Annotated in this window: 14 protein-coding genes; 3 read left to right on the top strand and 11 right to left on the bottom strand. The window is 74.3% G+C overall.

The features are described 5' to 3' along the window. Positions 1–108: 108 nt before the first annotated feature. The 3 genes from AB0F58_RS11715 to gltB form a co-directional block, all read right to left on the bottom strand. Positions 109–2,814 carry a hypothetical protein gene (locus AB0F58_RS11715; RefSeq protein ID WP_357141547.1) on the bottom strand — a complete coding sequence of 902 codons (2,706 nt, stop codon included), beginning with the start codon at positions 2,812–2,814 and terminating at the stop codon, positions 109–111. A 139-nt stretch (positions 2,815–2,953) separates the two neighbouring features. After that, on the bottom strand, positions 2,954–4,429 hold the full coding sequence (locus AB0F58_RS11710) for a glutamate synthase subunit beta (RefSeq protein ID WP_357141544.1): 1,476 nt from the start codon (positions 4,427–4,429) through the stop codon (positions 2,954–2,956). Beyond that, positions 4,422–9,047 carry a glutamate synthase large subunit gene (gene gltB, locus AB0F58_RS11705; protein ID WP_357141866.1) on the bottom strand — a complete coding sequence of 1,542 codons (4,626 nt, stop codon included), beginning with the start codon at positions 9,045–9,047 and terminating at the stop codon, positions 4,422–4,424. Before gltB ends, AB0F58_RS11710 begins: the two co-directional genes overlap by 8 nt. A gap of 211 nt (positions 9,048–9,258) precedes the next feature. On the opposite strand from gltB, the gene AB0F58_RS11700 reads away from it, so the two are divergent. Beyond that, positions 9,259–10,104: a GNAT family N-acetyltransferase gene (locus AB0F58_RS11700; RefSeq protein WP_357141541.1), complete on the top strand. Its 846-nt coding sequence runs from the start codon at positions 9,259–9,261 to the stop codon at positions 10,102–10,104. 62 nt (positions 10,105–10,166) lie between these two features. On the opposite strand, the gene AB0F58_RS11695 is transcribed toward AB0F58_RS11700, so the two are convergent. Beyond that, positions 10,167–11,366, bottom strand: a complete 1,200-nt coding sequence (locus AB0F58_RS11695; RefSeq protein WP_357141863.1) for an NAD(P)/FAD-dependent oxidoreductase — start codon at positions 11,364–11,366, stop codon at positions 10,167–10,169. A gap of 13 nt (positions 11,367–11,379) precedes the next feature. After that, positions 11,380–12,552 carry a prolipoprotein diacylglyceryl transferase gene (gene lgt / locus AB0F58_RS11690; protein WP_357141538.1) on the bottom strand — a complete coding sequence of 391 codons (1,173 nt, stop codon included), beginning with the start codon at positions 12,550–12,552 and terminating at the stop codon, positions 11,380–11,382. Positions 12,553–12,653: 101 nt separating this feature from the next. On the opposite strand from lgt, the gene AB0F58_RS11685 reads away from it, so the two are divergent. Continuing rightward, positions 12,654–13,244 carry an NUDIX domain-containing protein gene (locus AB0F58_RS11685; RefSeq protein ID WP_357141536.1) on the top strand — a complete coding sequence of 197 codons (591 nt, stop codon included), beginning with the start codon at positions 12,654–12,656 and terminating at the stop codon, positions 13,242–13,244. Between the two features lie 769 nt (positions 13,245–14,013). On the opposite strand, the gene trpA is transcribed toward AB0F58_RS11685, so the two are convergent. Genes trpA through trpC form a run of 3 tightly spaced genes read right to left on the bottom strand, consistent with a single transcriptional unit; the run spans position 14,014 to position 16,897 of the window. Then, positions 14,014–14,811: a tryptophan synthase subunit alpha gene (trpA, locus tag AB0F58_RS11680; RefSeq protein WP_357141533.1), complete on the bottom strand. Its 798-nt coding sequence runs from the start codon at positions 14,809–14,811 to the stop codon at positions 14,014–14,016. A gap of 1 nt (position 14,812) precedes the next feature. Continuing rightward, entirely contained in the window at positions 14,813–16,048 is a 1,236-nt protein-coding gene (gene trpB, locus AB0F58_RS11675; RefSeq protein ID WP_357141530.1) for a tryptophan synthase subunit beta, read from the bottom strand. A 45-nt stretch (positions 16,049–16,093) separates the two neighbouring features. Continuing rightward, positions 16,094–16,897 carry an indole-3-glycerol phosphate synthase TrpC gene (gene trpC, locus AB0F58_RS11670; RefSeq protein ID WP_357141860.1) on the bottom strand — a complete coding sequence of 268 codons (804 nt, stop codon included), beginning with the start codon at positions 16,895–16,897 and terminating at the stop codon, positions 16,094–16,096. A 507-nt stretch (positions 16,898–17,404) separates the two neighbouring features. On the opposite strand from trpC, the gene AB0F58_RS11665 reads away from it, so the two are divergent. Beyond that, positions 17,405–17,656, top strand: a complete 252-nt coding sequence (locus AB0F58_RS11665) for a hypothetical protein (RefSeq protein WP_357141527.1) — start codon at positions 17,405–17,407, stop codon at positions 17,654–17,656. Here the strand turns inward: AB0F58_RS11665 and AB0F58_RS11660 are convergent. The 3 genes from AB0F58_RS11660 to hisI form a co-directional block, all read right to left on the bottom strand. Beyond that, complete coding sequence (locus AB0F58_RS11660) at positions 17,649–18,242, bottom strand: Trp biosynthesis-associated membrane protein (RefSeq protein ID WP_357141524.1); 594 nt, start codon at positions 18,240–18,242, stop codon at positions 17,649–17,651. The two genes, AB0F58_RS11665 and AB0F58_RS11660, sit on opposite strands and share 8 nt — an antisense overlap. Positions 18,243–18,415: 173 nt before the next feature. Continuing rightward, positions 18,416–19,969 (bottom strand): anthranilate synthase component I, encoded by a 1,554-nt coding sequence (locus AB0F58_RS11655; protein WP_357141521.1) that lies wholly within the window; start codon positions 19,967–19,969, stop codon positions 18,416–18,418. Then, complete coding sequence (gene hisI / locus AB0F58_RS11650; RefSeq protein ID WP_357141518.1) at positions 19,966–20,433, bottom strand: phosphoribosyl-AMP cyclohydrolase; 468 nt, start codon at positions 20,431–20,433, stop codon at positions 19,966–19,968. Before hisI ends, AB0F58_RS11655 begins: the two co-directional genes overlap by 4 nt. Positions 20,434–20,572 lie beyond the last annotated feature (139 nt).

Genomic DNA, 20,572 nt, shown 5'->3' with positions numbered 1-20,572 from the left:
TCACGGCCGGAGACGCCGCGACCTGCCGCGCCAGAAGAGGGGCCGGGGCCCGCGAACGGAAACGGCAGGCGGCCCCATCCGGTGCGGCCGGCCGTCTCCGTGGGTGGTTCAGCGGGCGGCCGGGCGGGACGCCGCGCAGGGCGGGTCCGGCTGCCACGAGTCGGCCACCCCGCAGTGGAAGACCTCCACCGGCTCGTCCGCGACGTCGGGCACCCGCTCCACCCGCATCATCGCCAGCCGCTTCTGCACGGGCACACCCGTGTCGACGTCCACCCGGATCAGCCCCGAGATCCCCCGGTAGCCGTTCCCGTCGATCTGTCGGAGCACCTCGGCGTGCACGCCGACCGGGTTGATCGCCTCGGGCCGCCACCGTGGACTGTCGTCCCCGTGGTGCAGGCGGGTGGCGAGGCTCTCCACCGCGCGGACCACCATCGTCGTCGCGTCGTAGGCGAGGCTGACGCGCTCGCCGACCTGGTCGCCACCGGGGGTGCAGCGCGGCCGGTCGAGCAGGTCGTCGCTGGAGATCCAGCGCAGGAAGGTGGCCCGGGGTTCGTCCCGGCCGCTCGTCGCGGCGGCCCGCAGCACCGTGCAGGTGGCCAGCGAGGCCTTCGACACGTACGTCACCGGCAGGTTGCCCGGCGCGCTGCGGCGCAGCTGCGGGTTGGCCATGTACCGGTTGACCGAGTCGTTGCCGACCAGGTTGCGCGGCGGGTTGTTGGCGCAGTCCCGTTGCAACGCCCGCAGGAACCCGTCGAACTCCGACCACCGGCCGGCGAAGACCAGCATGCCGGCGTAACCGCACTCCCGGGTCATCGAGGTGCCGGGCTGCCACGGCACCGGCCGGGCGAGCCGGTCGCCGAACCGCTGTTCGAGGCCCGCCACCAGGGTGCTGACGTAGATGTCCTCGGGCAACGAGCTGCCCTCCCCCGTCGTGTAGTAGACGTGGGCGTCGGTCAGCCGGCGCTGGCGGGCGTACTCGTGGAACAGGTGGGCCTGTTCGGTGTTCGGCGCCGAGACCTGGATGTAGAGCCGGGAGCGGCTGCCGATCCCGTCGCCGGAGATGTTCGGCGCGATCACCGGCAGGCCGACCCGGTTCAGCTCGCCGATCGCCTCGGCGGTGTTCTGCCGGCTCTCCACCAGACCGACCACGCCGAGCAGTGTCCGGTCCTCGCGGGCCAGCTCGGCGAGCATCCGCACGGCCCGGCCGGCATGCCGCATCTGCCGGCCGCCGTTGGCGACCACGATCCGCAGCAGGGCGGCACCGTGCGCTCCGGCGGAGATCTGCAACAGCGCGTACTGGGCGGTCGCCATCCCCTCCAGTTCCTCCCGCTCGGAGACGTACGACTCCTCGTCCTCGCGGGTCGGGTTGCCGGTCAGGGTGCCGAGGTAGACCAGGGTGAGGAAGGGCCGGCGCTTGCCGCTGCGTTCCCAGGCCCGCTCGGCGGCCCGGTTCTGGGCGAAGATCCTGCGCTGGATGACGCGCAGCCGCTCCTGCCCCGGGTCGTCGTTGAAGACCTGGGCCTCGCGGTCGCTGTAGCCGATGCACTCCGACCCGACCAGCTCGACCTTCACCTGCCCGGAGATCGACGGCAGGCAGCCCGGCCCCCATCGGGTACCGACCCACGCGCCGACGCCGACGAGCAGCACCAGGCAGAGTGCGGCGGGCAGGAACCGTCGTGACCACCAGGGCGGATCCGGTGCGGCGAAGCCGCGCGGGGCACCGCGCGTCTGGCCGCCGACGACCGGCGCGCCGACCTCCAGCGGGACCAGCCAGGCCGCCGGACGACGCAGCCGCCGGGCCTCCGGCACCGCCTCGACCCAGTCGTCGTACGCCTCCTCGGCGTCGGCGAGCGGCTGCGCGGTGGGCAGCTCCGGCGGCGGCTCCGCCCCGGCCGCGAGCACCAGCAGCGGGTCGTTGCGCCCGGTCTCGTTGCGGACGTCGTTGAGCAGGCGGATCAGCGTGTGGCCCTGGTTGCCCGGGGCCACGTGGTCGAGCAGCAGGGCCACCGAGGTGGTCCGCCGCCAGTCGGACGGCCGCCACCACCGCCGCCGGTACGCCTGCCGCAGGTCTTCCAGGAAGGCGTGCAGGAGGAGCTTGTCCACCTGGTCCGGCTGTTCCCCGTCCCGCCAGCCGGTGGTGAGCCGCTCGGCGAAGCCGAGAAAGGTGACCGACTGCTGGGGGGCGAGGTACTGCTGGCGCATGAACCACGAGTAGGGCCGGCCGAGCACCGGGATCCGGCCGGAGACGGCCGCCCGGAACACCACGCTGGGCACGGCCCGCCGGACCAGCCAGAACAGCACCTGCGAGACGATCGTGGCGGTGTCCCCGCCAGCGGCCACCGGCTCGCCCGTGGTGCCCTGACCGCGCCGGTCGCGCAGCCGGCGCACCAGGGCCGCGCGACTGTCCTCGGCCTCGACGCCGAAGGTCAGGCTCTGCTGCATCAGCCAGTCGGCGAGCGGGTAGTGACGGAACCGGATCCGCTCGCCCCCGAACGCCTCGACGCAGAGCTGCCGGTGCAGCTCCCGCAGCACGGCCGGCACGCCCGGCAGGGTCGCGCCCTCGGGCAGCGCCTCGGCGTCGAGCACGGCGTGCGGCACCCGCCGCTGCGGGCTCTGGCCGAGGAAGCGCCGCAGGACGGCCATCAGGTCGGCGGCGTCGGGCGCCCTGACCAGCCAGAACACCGGCAGTCGCCGGTCGCCGCGACGCGGTCGGCGCAGCAGCCGGGCGAGCAGCGCGAGGACGTCGAGGCCGCCGACGGGGAGCCGGTCCCGGCCCGGGGCGGGCTGCTGTTCGTGAGTCGCCGACTCCCGCACCCGACACCTCCGACGTGGCCGTGCGTGAACACCAGGGCACCCAGTGTCGCCCAGCGTGGCAAGTGTGCTTCCGGTGACCGGCAGGAACGGGAACGGCCGGCGGCACCGGGTGGTGCGGCCGGCCGTTCCCGTGGGTGGTTCAGCGTGCGGCGAGCGGCCGGGTGGCGGAGGTCACCGGCGCGGGCAGGCTGCCCGTGCCGCCCAGGTAGGTGTGGATCGCGGCGGCGGCGGCCCGGCCCTCGGCGATCGCCCAGACGATGAGCGACGCGCCCCGGTGCATGTCACCGGCGACGAAGACCCCGTCCACGTCGGTCTGCCAGTCGGGGCGGGCGTCGACCGCGCCCCGGGCGGTGCGCTCCACCCCGAACTGGGCGAGCAGCGGCTGTTCCTCGGTGCCCTCGAAACCGATCGCCAGCAGCACCAGGTCGGCCGGGAGTTCCCGCTCCGAACCGGGCACCGGCGTGACGATCCGCTGGCCGTCGCGCTTGGTCACGGTCACCTCGGCGATCCGGACCGCCCGCACCTGCCCGGTGCCGTCGTCGACGAACTCCTGCACGGCGACCGCGAAGACCCGCTCGCCGCCCTCCTCGTGCGCCGGGTAGTCGCGCAGCAGCCACGGCCAGGTCGGCCACGGGTCGCGCGCGGCGTCGCGGGTGTGCGGCGGTTCCGGGTACAGGTCGAGCTGGTGGACGCCGAGCGCGCCCTGCCGGTGCGCCACGCCGAGACAGTCGGCGGCGGTGTCGCCACCACCGATGATCACCACGTGCCTCCCGGCCGCGTCGATCGGTGTCGCGGCGTCCCGGCCGGCGACCACCCGGTTCGCCGCGACCAGGTGCTCCATCGCCTGGTGGACGCCGCGCAGACCGCGACCGGGGGTCTGCGGGGTGTCCCGGCCGGCGAGCGCGCCGCAGGCCAGCAGGACGGCGTCGTACTCGGCGCGGAGCTGCGCGGCGGTGACGTCCACGCCGACGTCCACACCGGTACGGAACTCCACGCCCTCGGCGGTGAGCTGGGCCAGCCGCCGGTCGACGTGCTCCTTCTCCAGCTTGAAGTCGGGGATGCCGTACCGGAGCAGGCCACCCACGGCGTCGTCGCGCTCGTACACGGTGACCGCGTGACCGGCGCGGACCAGCTGCTGGGCGGCGGCCAGCCCGGCCGGGCCGGAGCCGACCACGGCGACCCGGCGGCCGGTCGGCGCGGCCGGTGCCGCCGGGGTGACCAGACCCCGGTCGAAGGCCGCGTTGGCGATCTCCACCTCGACCTGCTTGATGGTCACCGGGTCGTCGCCGATGCCGAGCACGCAGGCCGCCTCGCAGGGCGCCGGGCAGAGCCGGCCGGTGAACTCGGGAAAGTTGTTCGTGGCGTGCAGCGACTCCACCGCCGCCGCCCAGTCCCCGGTGCGGACCAGGTCGTTCCAGTCCGGGATGCGGTTGCCCAGCGGGCAGCCGTCGTGGCAGAACGGGACGCCGCAGTCCATGCAGCGGGTGGCCTGCTCGCGCACCAGGTCGTCGGCGGCGGGCGGGTACACCTCCCGCCAGTCGCTGATCCGCACCGGCACCGGGCGGCGCTCCGGCAACCGCCGCGGGTAGCGCAGGAAACCGTTCGGGTCAGGCACGAGCCACCTCCTGGGCCGCCACCGTCCGGACCACCGGCACGGCCGGCGCGGACAGTGCGGTCATCACCGCATCGTCGACGTCGCGGCCGGCGGCTTCGGCGGCCCGCATGATGTCCAGCACCCGCCGGTAGTCCCGGGGAACCACCGCGGTGAACTCCTCCACCGCCTCCGGCCAGCGCTTGAGCAGCTCCTCGGCGACCGTCGAGCCGGTCTCCGCGACGTGCCGGCGGACCAGGTCGTGCAGCAGTTCCCGTTCCTCGTCGCGCAGCGGGGCGAGGTCCACCAGTTCGGTGTTGACCCGACGGCGGTCCAGGTCGTGCACGAAGGCGAGACCACCGGACATGCCGGCGGCGAAGTTGCGGCCGGTCGGGCCGAGGACGACAACCGTACCGCCGGTCATGTACTCGCAGCCGTGGTCGCCGACGCCCTCGACGACGGCGGTCGCGCCGGAGTTGCGGACCGCGAACCGCTCCCCCACCCGGCCGCGCAGGAACACCTCACCGGCGGTCGCGCCGTAGAGGATGGTGTTGCCGGCGATGATCTGGTCCTCGGCGCGCGCGCCGGGCGCGACGCCAGCGGCGACGAACGGGGCGGACTGGTCCGGGGCGACGGCGATCCGCCCACCGGAGAGCCCCTTGCCGACGTAGTCGTTGGCGTCGCCGTGCAGCCGCAGGGTCACCCCGGACGGCAGGAACGCGCCGAACGACTGGCCGGCGGTGCCGCGCAGCACGAACTCGATCGTGTCGTCGGGCAGCCCGGCACCCCCGTGCCGGCGGGTCACCTCGCCGCCGAGCATCGCGCCGACGCTGCGGTGCTCGTTGCGCACCGCCACCTCGACCCGGACCGGGGTGCCGTCGCGCAGCGCCGGCCCGGCCAGCCGGATCAACTCGTTGTCCAGGGCCAGCTCCAGGCCGTGATCCTGGGCCCGGACGCCGCGCCGCGCCGCGCCGGCGGGCAGCTCCGGCAGGTGCAGGACGCGGCTGAGGTCGAGCCCCTTGGCCTTCCAGTGCTGCACCGCCGGGGCGACGTCGAGCAGCTCGACCTGCCCGATCGCCTCCTCGATGCTGCGCAGGCCCAGCTCGGCGAGGTAGCCCCGGACCTCCTCGGCGAGGAAGAGGAAGAAGTTCTCCACGAACTCCGGGCTGCCGGTGAAGCGCTCGCGCAGCACCGGGTTCTGGGTGGCGATACCGACCGGACAGGTGTCCAGGTGACAGACGCGCATCATCACGCAGCCGGCGACGATCAGCGGGGCGGTGGCGAAGCCGAACTCCTCCGCGCCGAGCAGCGCCGCGACCAGCACGTCCCGGCCGGTCTTGAGCTGGCCGTCGACCTGCACGGTGACCCGGTCGCGGAGCTTGTTGATCAGCAGCGTCTGCTGCGCCTCGGCCAGGCCCAGCTCCCAGGGGGTGCCGGCGTGCTTGAGCGAGTTCAGCGGGGACGCCCCGGTGCCGCCGTCGTGGCCGGAGATCAGGATGACGTCGGCCTTGAGCTTGGCGACGCCGGCCGCCACGGTGCCGACGCCGACCTCGCTGACCAGCTTGACGTGCACCCGGGCGGCCGGGTTGACGCACTTCAGGTCGTGCACGAGCTGGGCGAGGTCCTCGATCGAGTAGATGTCGTGGTGCGGCGGCGGGGAGATCAGGCCGACGCCCGGGGTGGCGTGCCGGGTCCGGGCGATCCACGGCCACACCTTGTTGCCGGGGAGTTGGCCGCCCTCGCCGGGCTTGGCGCCCTGCGCCATCTTGATCTGGAGGTCGTCGGCGTTGACGAGGTACTCGCTGGTCACGCCGAACCGCCCGCTGGCGATCTGCTTGACCGCCGAGCGGCGCGCCGGGTCGTGGAGCCGGTCGGCGTCCTCGCCGCCCTCGCCGGTGTTGGACTTGCCGCCGAGGCGGTTCATCGCCACCGCGAGGGTTTCGTGCGCCTCCGCCGAGATCGACCCGTACGACATCGCGCCGGTGGCGAAGCGCTTGACGATCTCGCTGGCCGGCTCGACCTCGTCGATCGGCACCGGGGGCCGTACGCCGGTACGGAGGGTGAACAGGCCGCGCAGCGAGCCGGCCCGCGCGGCGAGCGCGTCGACCTTGCCGGTGTACTCGCGGAAGATGTCGTACTGCCGGCTGCGGGTGGCGTGCTGGAGCAGGAAGACCGTCTCCGGGTTGAACAGGTGCAGCTCGCCCTCGCGCCGCCACTGGTACTCGCCGCCGACCTCCAGCCGGGGCGAGGCGGGGGCACCCGGGGCGGGCCAGGCCAGGGCGTGCCGGGCGGCGACCTCGGCGTGGATGCCGTCCAGCCCGATGCCGCTGATCGTGCTCGGGGTGCCCCGGAAGTAGCGCTGGACGAGCTGGGTGTGCAGCCCGACCGCCTCGAAGACCTGGGCCCCGCAGTACGACGAGACGGTGGAGATGCCCATCTTCGACATGATCTTCAGGACGCCCTTGCCGAGCGCCTTGACGTAGTTCCGGACCGCCTTGGCTGGAGTGACGCCGGGCAGCGTCCCGGTGGCGATCATGTCCTCGACGGACTCGAAGGCGAGGTACGGGTTGACCGCCGCCGCGCCGTACCCGATCAGCACGGCCGCGTGGTGCACCTCCCGGCAGTCGCCGGACTCCACCACCAGCGCCACCTGGGTACGGGTCTGCTCCCGGACGAGGTGCTGGTGCACGGCGGCGGTGAGCAGCAGCGACGGGATCGGGGCCAGGTCGGCGTTGGAGTCCCGGTCGGAGAGGACCAGGATCCGGACGCCGTCCTCGATCGCCTCGGAGACGTGCCGACAGATCTCGGTCAACCGGGCCTTGATGCCCGCGCCGCCGTCGCGGAGCCGGTACAGCCCGGAGACCCGGACCGCCTTGAAGCCGGGCAGGTCGCCGTCGTCGTCGACGGAGAGGAGCTTGGCCAGCTCGTCGTTGTCGATCACCGGGTACGGCAGGACGATCTGCCGGCAGCTCGCCGGCCCCGGGTCGAGCAGGTTCCCCTCCGGGCCGATGGTCATCTGGAGGCTGGTGACCAGTTCCTCCCGGATGGCGTCCAGCGGCGGATTGGTGACCTGCGCGAAGAGCTGGTGGAAGTAGTCGTAGAGCAGCCGTGGCCGGGTGGAGAGCGGGGAGATCGGGGTGTCGGTGCCCATCGAGCCGATCGGCTCGGCGCCGAGCCGTGCCATCGGCGCGAGGAGGATCTTCAACTCCTCCTCGGTGTAGCCGAAGGTCTGCTGCCGGCGGCGCACCGAGTCGTGGGTGTAGACGGTGTGCTCGCGGGCGGGCAGCTCGTTCAGCTCGATCAGCCCGGCGTGCAGCCAGTCGCCGTACGGCTGGGCGGCGGCCAGCTCGGTCTTGATCTCGTCGTCGTGCACGATCCGGCCGGCGACGGTGTCGACCAGGAACATCCGGCCCGGCTGGAGCCGCCCCTTGGCGACCACCCGGGCCGGGTCGAGGTCGAGCACGCCCGCCTCGCTGCCCAGCACCACGAGGCCGTCGGCGGTACGCCACCAGCGCCCCGGGCGCAGCCCGTTGCGGTCCAGGACCGCGCCGACGACCGCGCCGTCGGTGAAGGCGACCGAGGCCGGACCGTCCCAGGGTTCCATCAGACTGGCGTGGAACCGGTAGAAGGCGCGCTTGTCGGCGGCCATGTCCGGGTCGTTCTCCCAGGCCTCCGGGATCATCATCAGCACCGCGTGCGGCAGGCTCCGCCCGGCCAGGTGCAGCAGCTCCAGCACCTCGTCGAAGTTGGCCGAGTCGGAGGCGGCCGGGGTGCAGACCGGGAAGAGTCGGCGGATGTTGCCCGGCAGGTTCGCCGTCCGCAGCAACGCCTCGCGGGCCTGCATCCAGTTCCGGTTCCCCCGGATCGTGTTGATCTCGCCGTTGTGGGCGATGAACCGGTACGGGTGCGCCAGCGGCCAGGACGGGAAGGTGTTCGTGGAGAACCGGGAGTGCACCAGGGCGATCGCGCTGGTCACCCGGGTGTCCCGCAGGTCCGGGAAGTACGCCGGGAGCTGGTCGGGGGTGAGCATCCCCTTGTACACCATGGTCCGGCCGGACAGCGACGGGAAGTACGCCGGTACGCCCCGCTCGGCGCTCTCCCGCTCGGTCTGCTTGCGCACGCAGAACGCCACCCGGTCCAGGTCGAGACCGGTCAGCGGGGTGCCGGCCGGACCGTCCGGCGAGCCGGTGAGCCGGTTCGCGGCGAGGAAGAGCTGCCGGACCCGGGGCATCGCCGCCAGGGCGGTCTCGCCGAGGTCGCCCGGGTCGACCGGCACCTCCCGCCAGCCGAGTACGTCGGCCCCCTCGACCAGGGCGTACTTCTCCAGCACCCGACGGGCGCGGGCCTCACCGGCGTCGTCGTCCGGAAGGAAGACCAGACCGGTGGCGTACTGGCCGGCGGGCGGGAGCGGGAAGTCCACCACGGCGCGGAGGAACGCGTCCGGCACCTGGATCATGATGCCCGCGCCGTCGCCGGTGTTCGGTTCCGCGCCCCGGGCGCCCCGGTGGTCGAGCCGGCACAGCGCGCCGAGGCCGTTCGCGACGACCTCGTGGGAGCGTCGCCCGTACAGGTCCGCCACGAAGGCCACACCGCAGGCGTCGTGCTCGTTCGCCGGGTCGTAGAGGCCCTGGGCGGGAGCCAGGCCGGCGCTCGGGCGCGGGCCGGCGGACGGGGGGGACTGGGGGTGGGGAGGGTACGGAAAGGCCACCGGGCCTCCTGTCGTCGCTCAGGTGTGGATCAGGTCGGGACGACGTCGGCCCTCAAGGGTCTATTGAGTCTACGTTAGGGCGCGACACGCAAGACCAGTAAGGATTGATCACACTTCCAACATCTGGGACGTGTAGTCTCGCGCGGTGGATCACGTACCCGCTGAGTTGTTCGACCGGTTGGAACGCTTCTACGATGCGGTCCCCCGGGACGGAGCCCGTCCGGAGGAGTTCGGCTCACTGGTGCTGTTCGTCCGGGAAGGCGCCGGTTGGCCGTTCTACGCACGTCCCCGGTTGGACGCCTCCCGGCCCCCGTCGGTCGCCGACATCGACGCCGTCCGGGCCCGGCAGCGGGAACTGGGCCTGCCGGAGGCCTTCGAGTGGGTCCACGAGACGACCCCGGAACTGCTGGCGGTGGCCCGCTCGGCGGGACTGGCCGTGCTGGAGGCCCCGCTGCTGGTCCTCGACCCGGCGGCGACCCCCGACCCGGCCGGGTTCACCGACGTACCGGTCTGGCTGCTGGATCCGGCGGCGCCGGACTTCGCCACGCAGGTCGCCACGCGTCGGGCGGTGGCCGCGGTCGGCTTCAGCGCACCCGGCACCGCCCCGGGTGCCGCCGGCCCGGCCGAGCGGAACGCCGCCGTGGGCGAACTGGACCTCGCCGCGGTGGAGGAGGAGGCGTCCCGGACCGCGGCCGGTCGGCGCGTCTCGGCGCTGGCCGGCACCCCCGTCGAGGGAGCGCTGGCCTCCGGGATGGCGATGCGCGTCGACGACGTGGCCGAGATCGCCGGGGTGGCCACCCTGCCGGCGGCCCGGGGCCGGGGCCTCGGCGCGGCGGTGACCGCCGCCCTGGCCCGCGCACTGCGGGACGCCGGCACCGACCTGGTCTTCCTCTCCGCCGGCAGCGAGGAGATCGCCCGGGTCTACGTCCGGGTCGGCTTCCGCCGGATCGGCACCGCCTGCATCGCCGAGCCCACGGCCGTACTGCCCTGAGCCCGGTGCGGCACGCCCTTACGGGGTGGGCGCGGACCCGCCCCGCCGTAGGTGTCGGGCGGTCAGCCCGACGAGGAGGGCGGGGGACGCCACTGGGCGGCCGACGAGGCGGCCCGGCCCAGCAGGCGGGTGGTGATCGGGCCGAGCGCGGCGTCCCGCGCGCGCAGGGCGAGCCGCCCCCGGGTCTGTAGCACCGCCGACATCCGGCGGGTCTGCCGGACCACGCCGGCCACGCGCGGCCGACGGGTGCGGTCGTACCCGGTGACGGCGTCCGGCAGCCGGGTCTCGCGGAGCAGCGACTGGAGGGTCGCCGCGTCCTCGAAGGCCAGGCAGGCGCCCTGCCCGAGGTGTGGCGGCATGGCGTGCGCGGCGTCGCCGAGCAGCACCACCCCGCCGGGGCCCGACCGGAAGGCGTACTGACGCGGCAGCGGGCGCAGTTCCCGGACCTCCTGCTGCACCAGGTCGGCGGGCTCGGTCGCGGCGAGCAGCGCGTCCACCGGGGCCGGCCAGCCGGCGAACCAGCGGCGGAGCAGGGCGAGCTGGGTCTCCGCCGACTCCGGGCGGGGTGCGCCGGCCGCGGTGGCCATCCAGTACACGCCGCCCCGGGCGGTCCCCCCGGCCGAGTCCCGGTCGCCCAGGGACGCCGAGACGAACCGGTAGCCCGCCCCGAGGATCTCCCCTCCCAGGGGTTGGTCGGCGGGGAGCCGGGGCGCGCGGTACCAGGGGATCACCGCCCGCCAGGTGGCGCTGCCCGAGGCGACCACCCCGGCCTCGGGAGCGAGCTGGCGGCGGATCACGCTCTCCACGCCGTCCGCCGCGACGATCAGGTCCGCCTCGTGCTGGTGGTGACCGTCGCCGACCGAGGGACGGCCGTTGCCACCGGTCCGCACGGTACGGACGGTCACTCCGGTCCGCAGGTCCACCCGGTCACCGAGCCCGGCGACGAGGGCGTCGTGCAGGTCCTCCTGGTGCACCACGACCGGCGCCCGCTCCGGCGCGGTGGGGCGGGGTTGCACCAGCCAGTGACCGTCCGGCCGGCGGATGCCCCCGTCGGGTAGCGGGGTGGCGACGACGTCGAGACCGGCACCGAGGCCGAGGGCACGCAGCGCCCGGACCCCGTTGGGCCAGAGCACCACCGCGGTCGGCTCGGGACGTACCCGGTCGGCCTGCTCCAGGAGGGTGACCTGCCAGCCGGAGCGGGCCAGCGCACCGGCGCACGCCAGGCCGCCGATCCCGGCGCCCACCACCACGGCGGTCCGCACTGCCATGGTCGCCTCAGCTGTCGCGGTCGGTGGGGCGCGGACCGGCGTCGGCGTCCGCACCCCGGGAGCCGTCCGCGTCGCCGGGGTCGTCGGTGTCCCGGGAGCCGTCGGAATTCGCACGATCGGCGGCCCGCTCCGGCGCGGGACCGTCCTTGCCGGCGGGGGCGTCGGGCACCTCGCCGGTCTCCCGGTACGCCCGGAACTGCTCCTCGTCGACCGTCCGGTAACCGCGCGGGGCGGCCAGGTCGGGGCTGGTGTCGGTGCGGGACAGGTCGAGCTGGGAGACGTTCCCGCCGCCGGTGGCGGCCACCGGCGCGTCGGCCGGGATCGGCACCACGTACTCGCGGGGCCCCCGGACCCGGAGGAAGTAGACCAGGGCACCCAGGAAGACCAGCGCCGACGTCCAGACGTTGAGCCGGAGGCCGAGGATCTCGGTGGCGTCGTCGGTCCGCATCAGCTCGATCCAGAACCGGCCGACGGTGTAGCCCATCACGTACAGCGCGAAGGCCCGGCCCCGGCCCAGTCGGAACCGCCGGTCGACGGCGAGGACCAGCAGGGCGACACCGACGTTCCAGAGCGCCTCGTAGGCGAAGGTGGGGTGGTAGAGGCCCGGTTCGAGGATCGGCTGGCCGGCCTCGTCGCTGAGCGCCTGGCCGGGGTTGTCCGGGTCCATCCGGTGAATCTCCAGCCCCCAGGGCAGGGTGGTCCGGCCGCCGTAGAGCTCGTTGTTGAACCAGTTGCCGAGCCGACCCACGGCCTGGGCCAGCGGCAGCCCGGGGGCGAGGGCGTCGGCCACCACGGCGAACGGGATGCCGAGCTGACGGGCGGCGAGCCACGCGCCGACCGCGCCACCGGCGACGGCGCCCCAGATGCCGAGGCCGCCCTCCCAGATGGCGAAGGCCGCCAGCGGGTCACCGCCGGTGCCGAAGTACTTCTGGGGGGAGGTGATCACGTGGTAGATCCGCGCGCCGATGATGCCGGCCGGCACGGCCCACACCGCGATGTCCAGCACCGCCCCCGGGGCGACCCCCCGGCGGCGCAGCCGGTACTCGGTGACCAGGCAGGCCACCACGATCCCGGCGACGATGCACAGCGCGTACGCCCGGATCGGGACCGGGCCGAGCTGCCAGACGGCGGTGCTGGGGCTGGGCAGAGCCGCCAGGGGCGTCAGCGAGGCGAGAGTCACGGGTGCACACGCTACCGCTGTGACCCGGGTCGGTGACATCCCGGTCGGTGCCGGTCGCCACGTACTGACTTCTGGTTTGGGGGGCCGTAGGCTGTTTGTCCATGAGGTCGCTCACCGGGGCGGTCGCCGCGGTCGTCGTCGACGACACCGGACGGGTGCTGCTCTGCCGGCAGGGCCGGCGGACGGCACGGTGGGCGCTGCCGGGCGGTCGGTCCCGGCCGGGCGAGAGCCCCGACCAGGCGGTGGTACGTGACGTGCACGCCGAGACCGGCCTGACCGTCGAGGTCGTGGACCTCGTCGGGATCTACCACCTGCCGGCGGCACCGGACGCGCCACCGGCCGGACGGGCCGGCCCACCGCCGGACGTCCTGGTACACGTGCTCCGGGCCCGGGTCCGGGGCAGCTCCCCGGCCGGCGTACCGGGTGGAGGTTGCCGGTTGTCCTGGCACGACCCCTGCCGGTTGCCGGAGCCGCTCACCCCGGTCACCCGGTGGGCCGTGGCCGACGCGACGGCCGGCCGCTCCGGCGTGCTGCGCGAGGTACGAGCACACGCCGGGACCGGGCCACCCACGGCGCACCCCGGACTGCCTGCCGCCCGCCCCGGAAAATCCGCGGACCGCCCCAGGGATACCGCGGACCGCCCACGGAGTCCGGCCAGCCCGGCCGGCCGCAACGGCCCCGATGCCCGGTGACACCGCAGGCCCAGCCGATGCCGTCTGAGACTCCGCTGCTCGCGGTCTGACACCTCCGGACTTCCGCACCCGCGTATCGCCAACGGCAGGAGCGGCCAGGTTCGAGGCGTCCTCCCCGCTACGGTTCACCCTGCCTGCTCCGTGCTCCGGTTCGCCCTTCGTTCTACGGTTCGCCCGGTGGCCGCCGGTTGCCGCCGGCCGCCGGTTGGGTGGCTGGTGGCCACCGTCACGCTCCGTCAGGCTGGCGGTGTGGGGGTATCGCCGGACGCACGCTGTAGAGCTGCCCGCACAGACGGGGCAGCGGGGGCTGGTGCATGTTCTGGCCGGCGACTCTCCCTGCCGGAACGGCCGGCCCGGATTGCCGGCCCGGATTGCCGGCCCGGTCGCTCGGAGCAAAAGCCAGCTCCAGGTCGCCGGCCGGTCGTCATTGCGGGAGCCGCCTACCGGCGCGTTCGGGGGCCACTGACGGAACCGGACCGAACGGCGCGGGTGGGTGGGCGCACAGACGGGGCAGCTCCACAGCGTCCTCGGGGTAACACCTCGGTCCCGCAGAGCAGCGGCCCACGGCCTTGGTCGGCCACGCCCGGCCGGGCAACGGGCCCGGGAGAACGGTCAGCGGATCCAGAAGGCCGCCCGACCGGACACGGGTCCGAAAAGCCGGCGGGCACGGCTCCACGGGGCCGCCCGGGGACGGGTCCGGAAAGCCGGCGGGCACGGGTCCAGAAGGCCGGCCGGCCGGTCAACGGGGTGCGAGACGCCGCCCGGCCGGTCAACGGGTCCGGACGCCCTCGGCCAGTTCGGCGGAGAGGGCCCGCAGCGCGGTCAGGCCGGTGGCCTGGTCGGGGGCGTCGAGCAGGCACCGGATCAGTGCGCTGCCGACGATCACACCGTCGGCGTACCCGCCCACGGTGCCGGCCTGCGCCCCGTTGCCCACGCCGAGCCCCACCCCGACCGGCAGGTCGGTGACCGCGCGGACCCGGGCGACCAGGGTCGGGGCGGCGTCGGAGGTCTGGGCCCGCGCGCCGGTGACCCCCATGACGGCGGTGGCGTAGACGAAGCCCCGGCAGTGGGCCACGGTCATCGCCAGCCGCGCGTCGGTGGAGGAGGGCGAGACCAGGAACGTGCGGTCCAGGTCGTGCGCGTCCGAGGCGGCGAGCCACTCGTCGGCCTCGTCCGGGATCAGGTCCGGCGTGACCAGGCCGGTGCCGCCGGCGGCGGCGAGGTCCCGGGCGAAGGCGTCGACGCCGTACTGCTCGATCGGGTTCCAGTAGGTCATCGTCACCACCGGCGCGCCGGTGGCCGCGACCGCCTCGATGATGCGCAGCGTGTCCCGGGTGCGGACACCACCGGCGAGAGCGATGTCGCTGGCCTTCTGGATCACCGGCCCGTCCATCACCGGATCGGAGTACGGAATCTCCACCTCGATGACGTCGACGCCCGCCTCGACCATGGCGGTCATCGCGGCGATGCTCCCCTCGACGGTGGGGAAGCCGGCCGGCATGCAGCCGACCAGCAGCGCCCTGCCCTCGGCGCGGGCCTTGTCGAAGGCGACCCCGATCCGGCTCATGTCACTCCCTGTCGAGGATGCCGAAGTACCCGCCGGCGGTGTGGACGTCCTTGTCGCCCCGACCGGAGAGGTTGACCACGATGAGCGGTTCCCGGCCCAGCTCGTCGGCGAGGCGGGGGGCGATCTTGATCGCGCCGGCCAGGGCGTGCGCGCTCTCGATCGCCGGGATGATCCCCTCGGTACGGCAGAGCAGCTCGAACGCGGCCATCGCCTCGTCGTCGGTGACCGGCTCGTACGTCGCCCGGCCGCTGTCGTGCAGCCAGGCGTGCTCCGGCCCGACGCCCGGATAGTCCAGGCCGGCGGAGATCGAGTGGGACTCGATGGTCTGCCCGTCGTCGTCCTGGAGGACGTAGGTGCGGGTGCCGTGCAGCACGCCGGACGACCCGCCGGTGATGCTGGCCGCGTGCCGGCCGGTCTCGACGCCCGCCCCGCCGGCCTCGAAGCCGTAGAGCCGGACGTCGGCGTCACCGACGAAGGCGTGGAAGACGCCGATGGCGTTGGAACCACCGCCGACACAGGCGGCGACCGCGTCGGGCAGCGCGCCGGTGAGGTCCAGGCACTGCTGCCGGGCCTCCTCGCCGATGCCCTTGACGAAGTCCCGGACCATCGCCGGGAACGGGTGCGGCCCGGCGGCCGTCCCGATCAGGTAGTGCGTGTCGTCGACGTGGGCGACCCAGTCACGCATCGCCTCGTTCATCGCGTCCTTGAGGGTGCGCGAGCCGTTGGTGACCGGGACGACGGTGGCGCCGAGCATCCGCATCCGGGCCACGTTCAGCGCCTGCCGCTCGGTGTCGACCTCGCCCATGTAGACGACGCACTCCAGGTCGAACAGGGCGGCGGCGGTGGCGGTGGCCACGCCGTGCTGCCCGGCCCCCGTCTCGGCGATCACCCGGGTCTTGCCCATCCGCCGGGTGAGCAGGGCCTGACCGAGCACGTTGCGCACCTTGTGCGCGCCGGTGTGGTTCAGGTCCTCCCGCTTGAGCAGCACCCGCGCGCCGATCCGGGTGGAGAAGCGGTTCGCCGCGTAGAGCCGGGACGGCGCACCGGCGTAGTCGCGCAGCAACGCGTCGAACTCGGCGAGAAAGCTCTCGTCGGTCATCGCGTACCGGTACGCCGCCTCCAGCTCGTCCAGCGCGGCGACGAGCGCCTCGGGGACGAACCGGCCACCGTACCGGCCGAAGTGGCCGGCCGGGTCGGGGAGCAGACCGGCCGCGCCGGCCCGCGCGTTGGCGCTCATCGTGGTCCTCTCGGTGCTGACTTGAGCGGGCGGATCCGGTGGGCCTCAGCGCACCGGACGCGGGGTGGCCGGGTGGTTGCCGGCGTTGACCAGCTCCGACACCGCCTCGCGGGGGCTCTTCTGGGTAACCAGGCCCTCGCCGACCAGGACGGCGTCCGCCCCGGCCGAGGCGTACCGGATGAGGTCGTGCGGGCCGCGCACACCGGATTCGGCGATCTTGACCACGCTGCTCGGCAGGCCGGGCGCGATCCGCTCGAACACCGACCGGTCGACCTGGAGGGTACGCAGGTCACGGGCGTTGACGCCGATCACCTGGGCACCGGCCTCCAGGGCCCGGTCGGCCTCCTCCTCGTCGTGCACCTCGACCAGCGCGGTCATCCCGAGCGACTCGATCCGCTCCAGGAGCCCGACCAGGGCGTTCTGCTCCAGTGCCGCGACGATCAGCAGGACCAGGTCGGCCCCGTGCGCCCGCGCCTCGTGCACCTGGTAGCTGGAGACCACGAAGTCCTTCCGCAGCACCGGGACCTTCACGGCAGCCCGGACGGCGGCCAGGTCGTCCAGCGACCCGCCGAACCAGCGGCCCTCGGTCAGCACGCTGATCGCCCGGGCACCGCCGGCGGCGTACTCACCGGCCAGGTCGGCGGGATTGGCGATCTCGGCGAGTTGTCCGCGCGACGGCGACGAACGCTTCACCTCGGCGATCACCGCCACGCCCGGCCGCCGCAGGGCCGCGTACGCGTCCAGCGGTGGTGGGGCGGCGGCGGCGAGTTCACGGATCCGCTCCAGCGGGATCTGCTCCTGCCGACGGGCGACGTCCTCGCGTACGCCGGCCAGGATCTCGTCGAGCACGCTGGCGGGCGCCGACGAACCGGCCTCGTCCCCCTCCGCGTGCGCATACTCAGCAGTCACCAACGGACTCCCCTCTCCGGGTGTCATGGGCCGATGCTAGGTGGCGGCGCTGAACCCCAGGTGGGGGGGTATGGCGCGCCTCACGAGATGGGCTGGGGCATAATGACCGACTTCCGGTGAGCGGAAAGCGACACAGCGCAACCGGTCGGGTCGACCACCGCGATCGTCCCCACCGCCCACCGCCACCGGGTCATCGATCATCCTCATCATCATGACACTCCCGCCGTCCGTTGTCCGCGCGAGGCGTCCCGCCCCGGTGGCTGTCGGCCCCGCGGCGTCCGGTGTGACGAAGGTCAAGGACGAACGGCCCTGACCACGGCGTTCATGCCCACGCCAGTGTTGATGCGGCGGTCATCACGTCGAAACGTGAAGCCGGCAGCATCAGCATCGTGCAGACTCGGAAACGGGTCCGCCCCACCGACCGAACGGATTCGTTGCGGAGTGATCATGAGTACTGACCAGCCGGCATCGACCATCGGACTCACCACCATCTCCCGGACGGTCGCCTCGCTCGCCGTCGGCATGGTGCACACCCTGGAACGGGCGGTCGTCGGCGAGGAGCGGGTGCGCACCGCCCGGGGCAACGCCTGGGAGGCGGTCTGCGCGGACCGGGCCCGTGCCGACCGTCGCGCCGAACTGCACCGTCTGGTGACGGAACTCGCCGCCGCCCGCGCCGACGAGCGGCAACCGGTCAGCTGACCGTCGGGTCCTCACCCCGGTCCAGCGCGTCCCACGCGGCGGCGGTACCCCGCGTCGGCGCCGCCGCTCCGGTGGCCTCCGGGGCGTCCGGGCTGGTCGCGCCGCCGCCGTGGTCCGGACGCTCGTAGCGGGCGCCCATCGCCGGCCAGGCCGCCCCCCGCAGGGCCGTCCACGCCCCACCGGCCGCCGCCAGCAGGCCCCCGAGCAGGCAGAGCGCCGGCCACTGCCGACTGACGGCACCGCCGAACCCGGCGGTCAGGGCGTACCCGCCGCCCACCGCCACGGCCGCCCCGAGCACCAGGATCACCAGCCCGACCGCACGCCGAAGCCCGCCCCGGGTGGCGAGCACGGCTCCCGCGCCGGCCAGCGCGACCACTGCCAGCGCCGGCAGCCAGGGCAGCAGGGTGGCCCCGGACCGCTCCTCCCGTAGGGCCGGCAGCGGCACCGGTCGGGGGGTCACCTCGACCGCCCAGGGCCGGGTCGCCGCCCAGACCGCCAGGCCCGCTCCGGCCAGGCAGAGCAGCACCGCGAACGTCAGTTCACGCCGCCCGGCCCGCGACGCGCTCCCTTCCCCCGCCGCGCTCATCGGGTCCACCCTCCGATCGCGACTGCGGGGCTCCGCTGCGCCGCACTCCTCGCGCTCACCACGCCCACCCTCCGATCGCGACTGCGGGGCTCCGCTGCGCTGCACTCCTCGCGCTCACCACGCCCACCCTCCGATTGCGACTGCGGGGCTCCGCTGCGCTGCACTCCTCGCGCTCACCGGGCCGGCCGGAGGGTTTCGGCGGCGGCGATGGCGGCGAGCACCGCAGCGGCCTTGGCCCGGGTTTCCCGGTCCTCGGCGGCGGGATCGGAATCGGCCACCACCCCCGCGCCGGCCTGCACGTACGCCCAGCCGTCCCGGATCAGGGCGGTGCGGATCGCGATCGCCATGTCCAGGTCGCCGCCGAAGCCGAAGTAGCCGACCGTGCCGCCGTAGAGGCCCCGGCGGACCGGCTCCAACTCCTCGATGATCTCCATCGCCCGGACCTTCGGCGCACCGGAGAGGGTCCCGGCGGGGAAGGTGGCGGCGAGCGCGTCGAACGCGGTGGCGTCGGAGCGGAGCGTGCCGACCACGGTGGAGACGATGTGCATGACGTGGCTGTACCGCTCGATGGTGGCGAACTCGGGCACCTCGACAGTGCCCGGTCGACACACCCGGCCCAGGTCGTTGCGGCCCAGGTCGACGAGCATGACGTGCTCGGCGCGTTCCTTCGGGTCGGCCAGCAGCTCGGTGGCGAGCCGGGCGTCGTGCTCGGGATCGGCGCCCCGGGGCCGGGTGCCGGCGATCGGGTGCAACAACGCCCGGCGCTGCCCGTCGTCGGCGCCGGTGACCTTCAGGTGCGCCTCCGGCGAGGAGCCGACGATGTCGAAGTCGTCGAAGCGGAGCAGGTACATGTACGGGCTGGGGTTGGTGGTGCGCAGCACCCGGTAGACGTCCAGCGGGTCGGCGTCGGTACGCCGCTCGAAGCGCTGCGCCAACACGATCTGGAAGCACTCCCCGGCCCGGATCGCCTCCTTCGCCGCCTCCACCGCCTTCGGGTAGTTCCCCTCGGCCGTCCGCGAGGTCACCGCACCGACCGGCGGGCGGTCGACCGTGGAGATCATCGGCGGGTTCGGCCGGGAGAGCGCCGAGGTCATCGCGTCGAGCCGGCCGATCGCGTGGTGGTAGGCGGCGGTCACCTCGGCGGCGCGGCCGGGCTCGTCCGGCGGCGGCAGGACCGCGTTGGCGATGAGGATCGCCGAACCCTCGTAGTGGTCCAGGACCACCAGGTCGGTGGCGAGCATCATGCCCAGTTCGGGTACGCCGAGGTCGTCCTCGCTGAGGCTGGGCAGCCGCTCGATCCGGCGGACCAGGTCGTACCCGAGGTAGCCGACCATGCCGCCGGTCAGCGGGGGCATGCCGCTGGTCGGGTCGAACGACGGCCCGGCCAGCGCGGCCACCGTGTCGCGCAGCACCCGCGCCGGGTCGCCTTCGGTGGGCAGGCCGGCGGGGGGCCGCCCGAGCCAGGTCGCCGCGCCGCCGCGTTCGACCAGGGTGGCGCTGCTGCGGACGCCGATGAAGCTGTACCGGGACCAGGCCAGCCCGGCCGAGCCGACCCCCTGCTCGGCGGATTCGAGCAGGAAGGTCCCCGGGCCCCCGGCGAGTTTGCGGTAGACCCCGACCGGGGTCTCGCCGTCGGCCAGCAGCCGCCGGGTGACCGGGACGACCCGCCAGCGGGCCGCCAGCTCGGTGAAGGCGGCCAGGTCGGGGCTCACCACGCCGTCGGTCATGCCGCACCCGCCCCGCCGTCGGCGACCGACGGCTCCCCGGGACCGGCGGTCCCGACCGGCAGCTCCTCGGAGAAGCAGCTGCGCCGGCCGGTGTGGCAGGCCGGGCCCACCTGGTCGACGCTGACCAGCAGCGCGTCGCCGTCGCAGTCCAGGGCGACCGAGCGGACGTACTGGTGGTGGCCGGAGGTGGCGCCCTTGACCCAGTACTCCTGCCGGCTGCGCGACCAGTAGGTGGCCCGGCCGGTGGTCAGCGTGCGGTGCAACGCCTCGTCGTCCATCCAGGCGACCATCAGCACCTCGCCGGTGTCGTGCTGGCGGACCACGGCGGCGACCAGACCGTCGACGCCCCGACGCAGGCGGGCCGCGATGGCCGGATCGAGCCGGGACGGACGGACCGGCCCCGGGAGGGCCGGGTGGGTCGGGCTGGCGGGAGCGCCGGTCGGCGGCGCGTCAGGTACGGGCACAGTCACCCATTGTCCCGTACGCGGCGGGGACCTCCCAGCCCCGTCCCGGTTCGGGGACGCCACCGGCCCGCAGCCCGCCCGACGGTCGGGCGATGGCTGATCGGAAACGGTCCCCCACGGCGGCGGAGGACGGGGCACC

Source organism: Micromonospora sp. NPDC023956, from assembly GCF_040639195.1.
GTDB lineage: Bacteria > Actinomycetota > Actinomycetes > Mycobacteriales > Micromonosporaceae > Micromonospora.
Note: the sequence above shows the minus strand (reverse complement) of the source record. Positions and strands in the feature narration are given on the sequence as shown.

What these genes read in the sequence shown, in the direction of transcription:
- AB0F58_RS11665 (WP_357141527.1), top strand. Translation starts at nt 17,405, where the DNA reads ATGAGTACTGACCAGCCGGCATCGACCATCGGACTCACCACCATCTCC.
- AB0F58_RS11655 (WP_357141521.1), bottom strand. Translation starts at nt 19,969, where the DNA reads ATGACCGACGGCGTGGTGAGCCCCGACCTGGCCGCCTTCACCGAGCTG.
- trpB (WP_357141530.1), bottom strand. Translation starts at nt 16,048, where the DNA reads ATGAGCGCCAACGCGCGGGCCGGCGCGGCCGGTCTGCTCCCCGACCCG.
- AB0F58_RS11660 (WP_357141524.1), bottom strand. Translation starts at nt 18,242, where the DNA reads ATGAGCGCGGCGGGGGAAGGGAGCGCGTCGCGGGCCGGGCGGCGTGAA.
- trpA (WP_357141533.1), bottom strand. Translation starts at nt 14,811, where the DNA reads ATGAGCCGGATCGGGGTCGCCTTCGACAAGGCCCGCGCCGAGGGCAGG.
- AB0F58_RS11685 (WP_357141536.1), top strand. Translation starts at nt 12,654, where the DNA reads ATGAGGTCGCTCACCGGGGCGGTCGCCGCGGTCGTCGTCGACGACACC.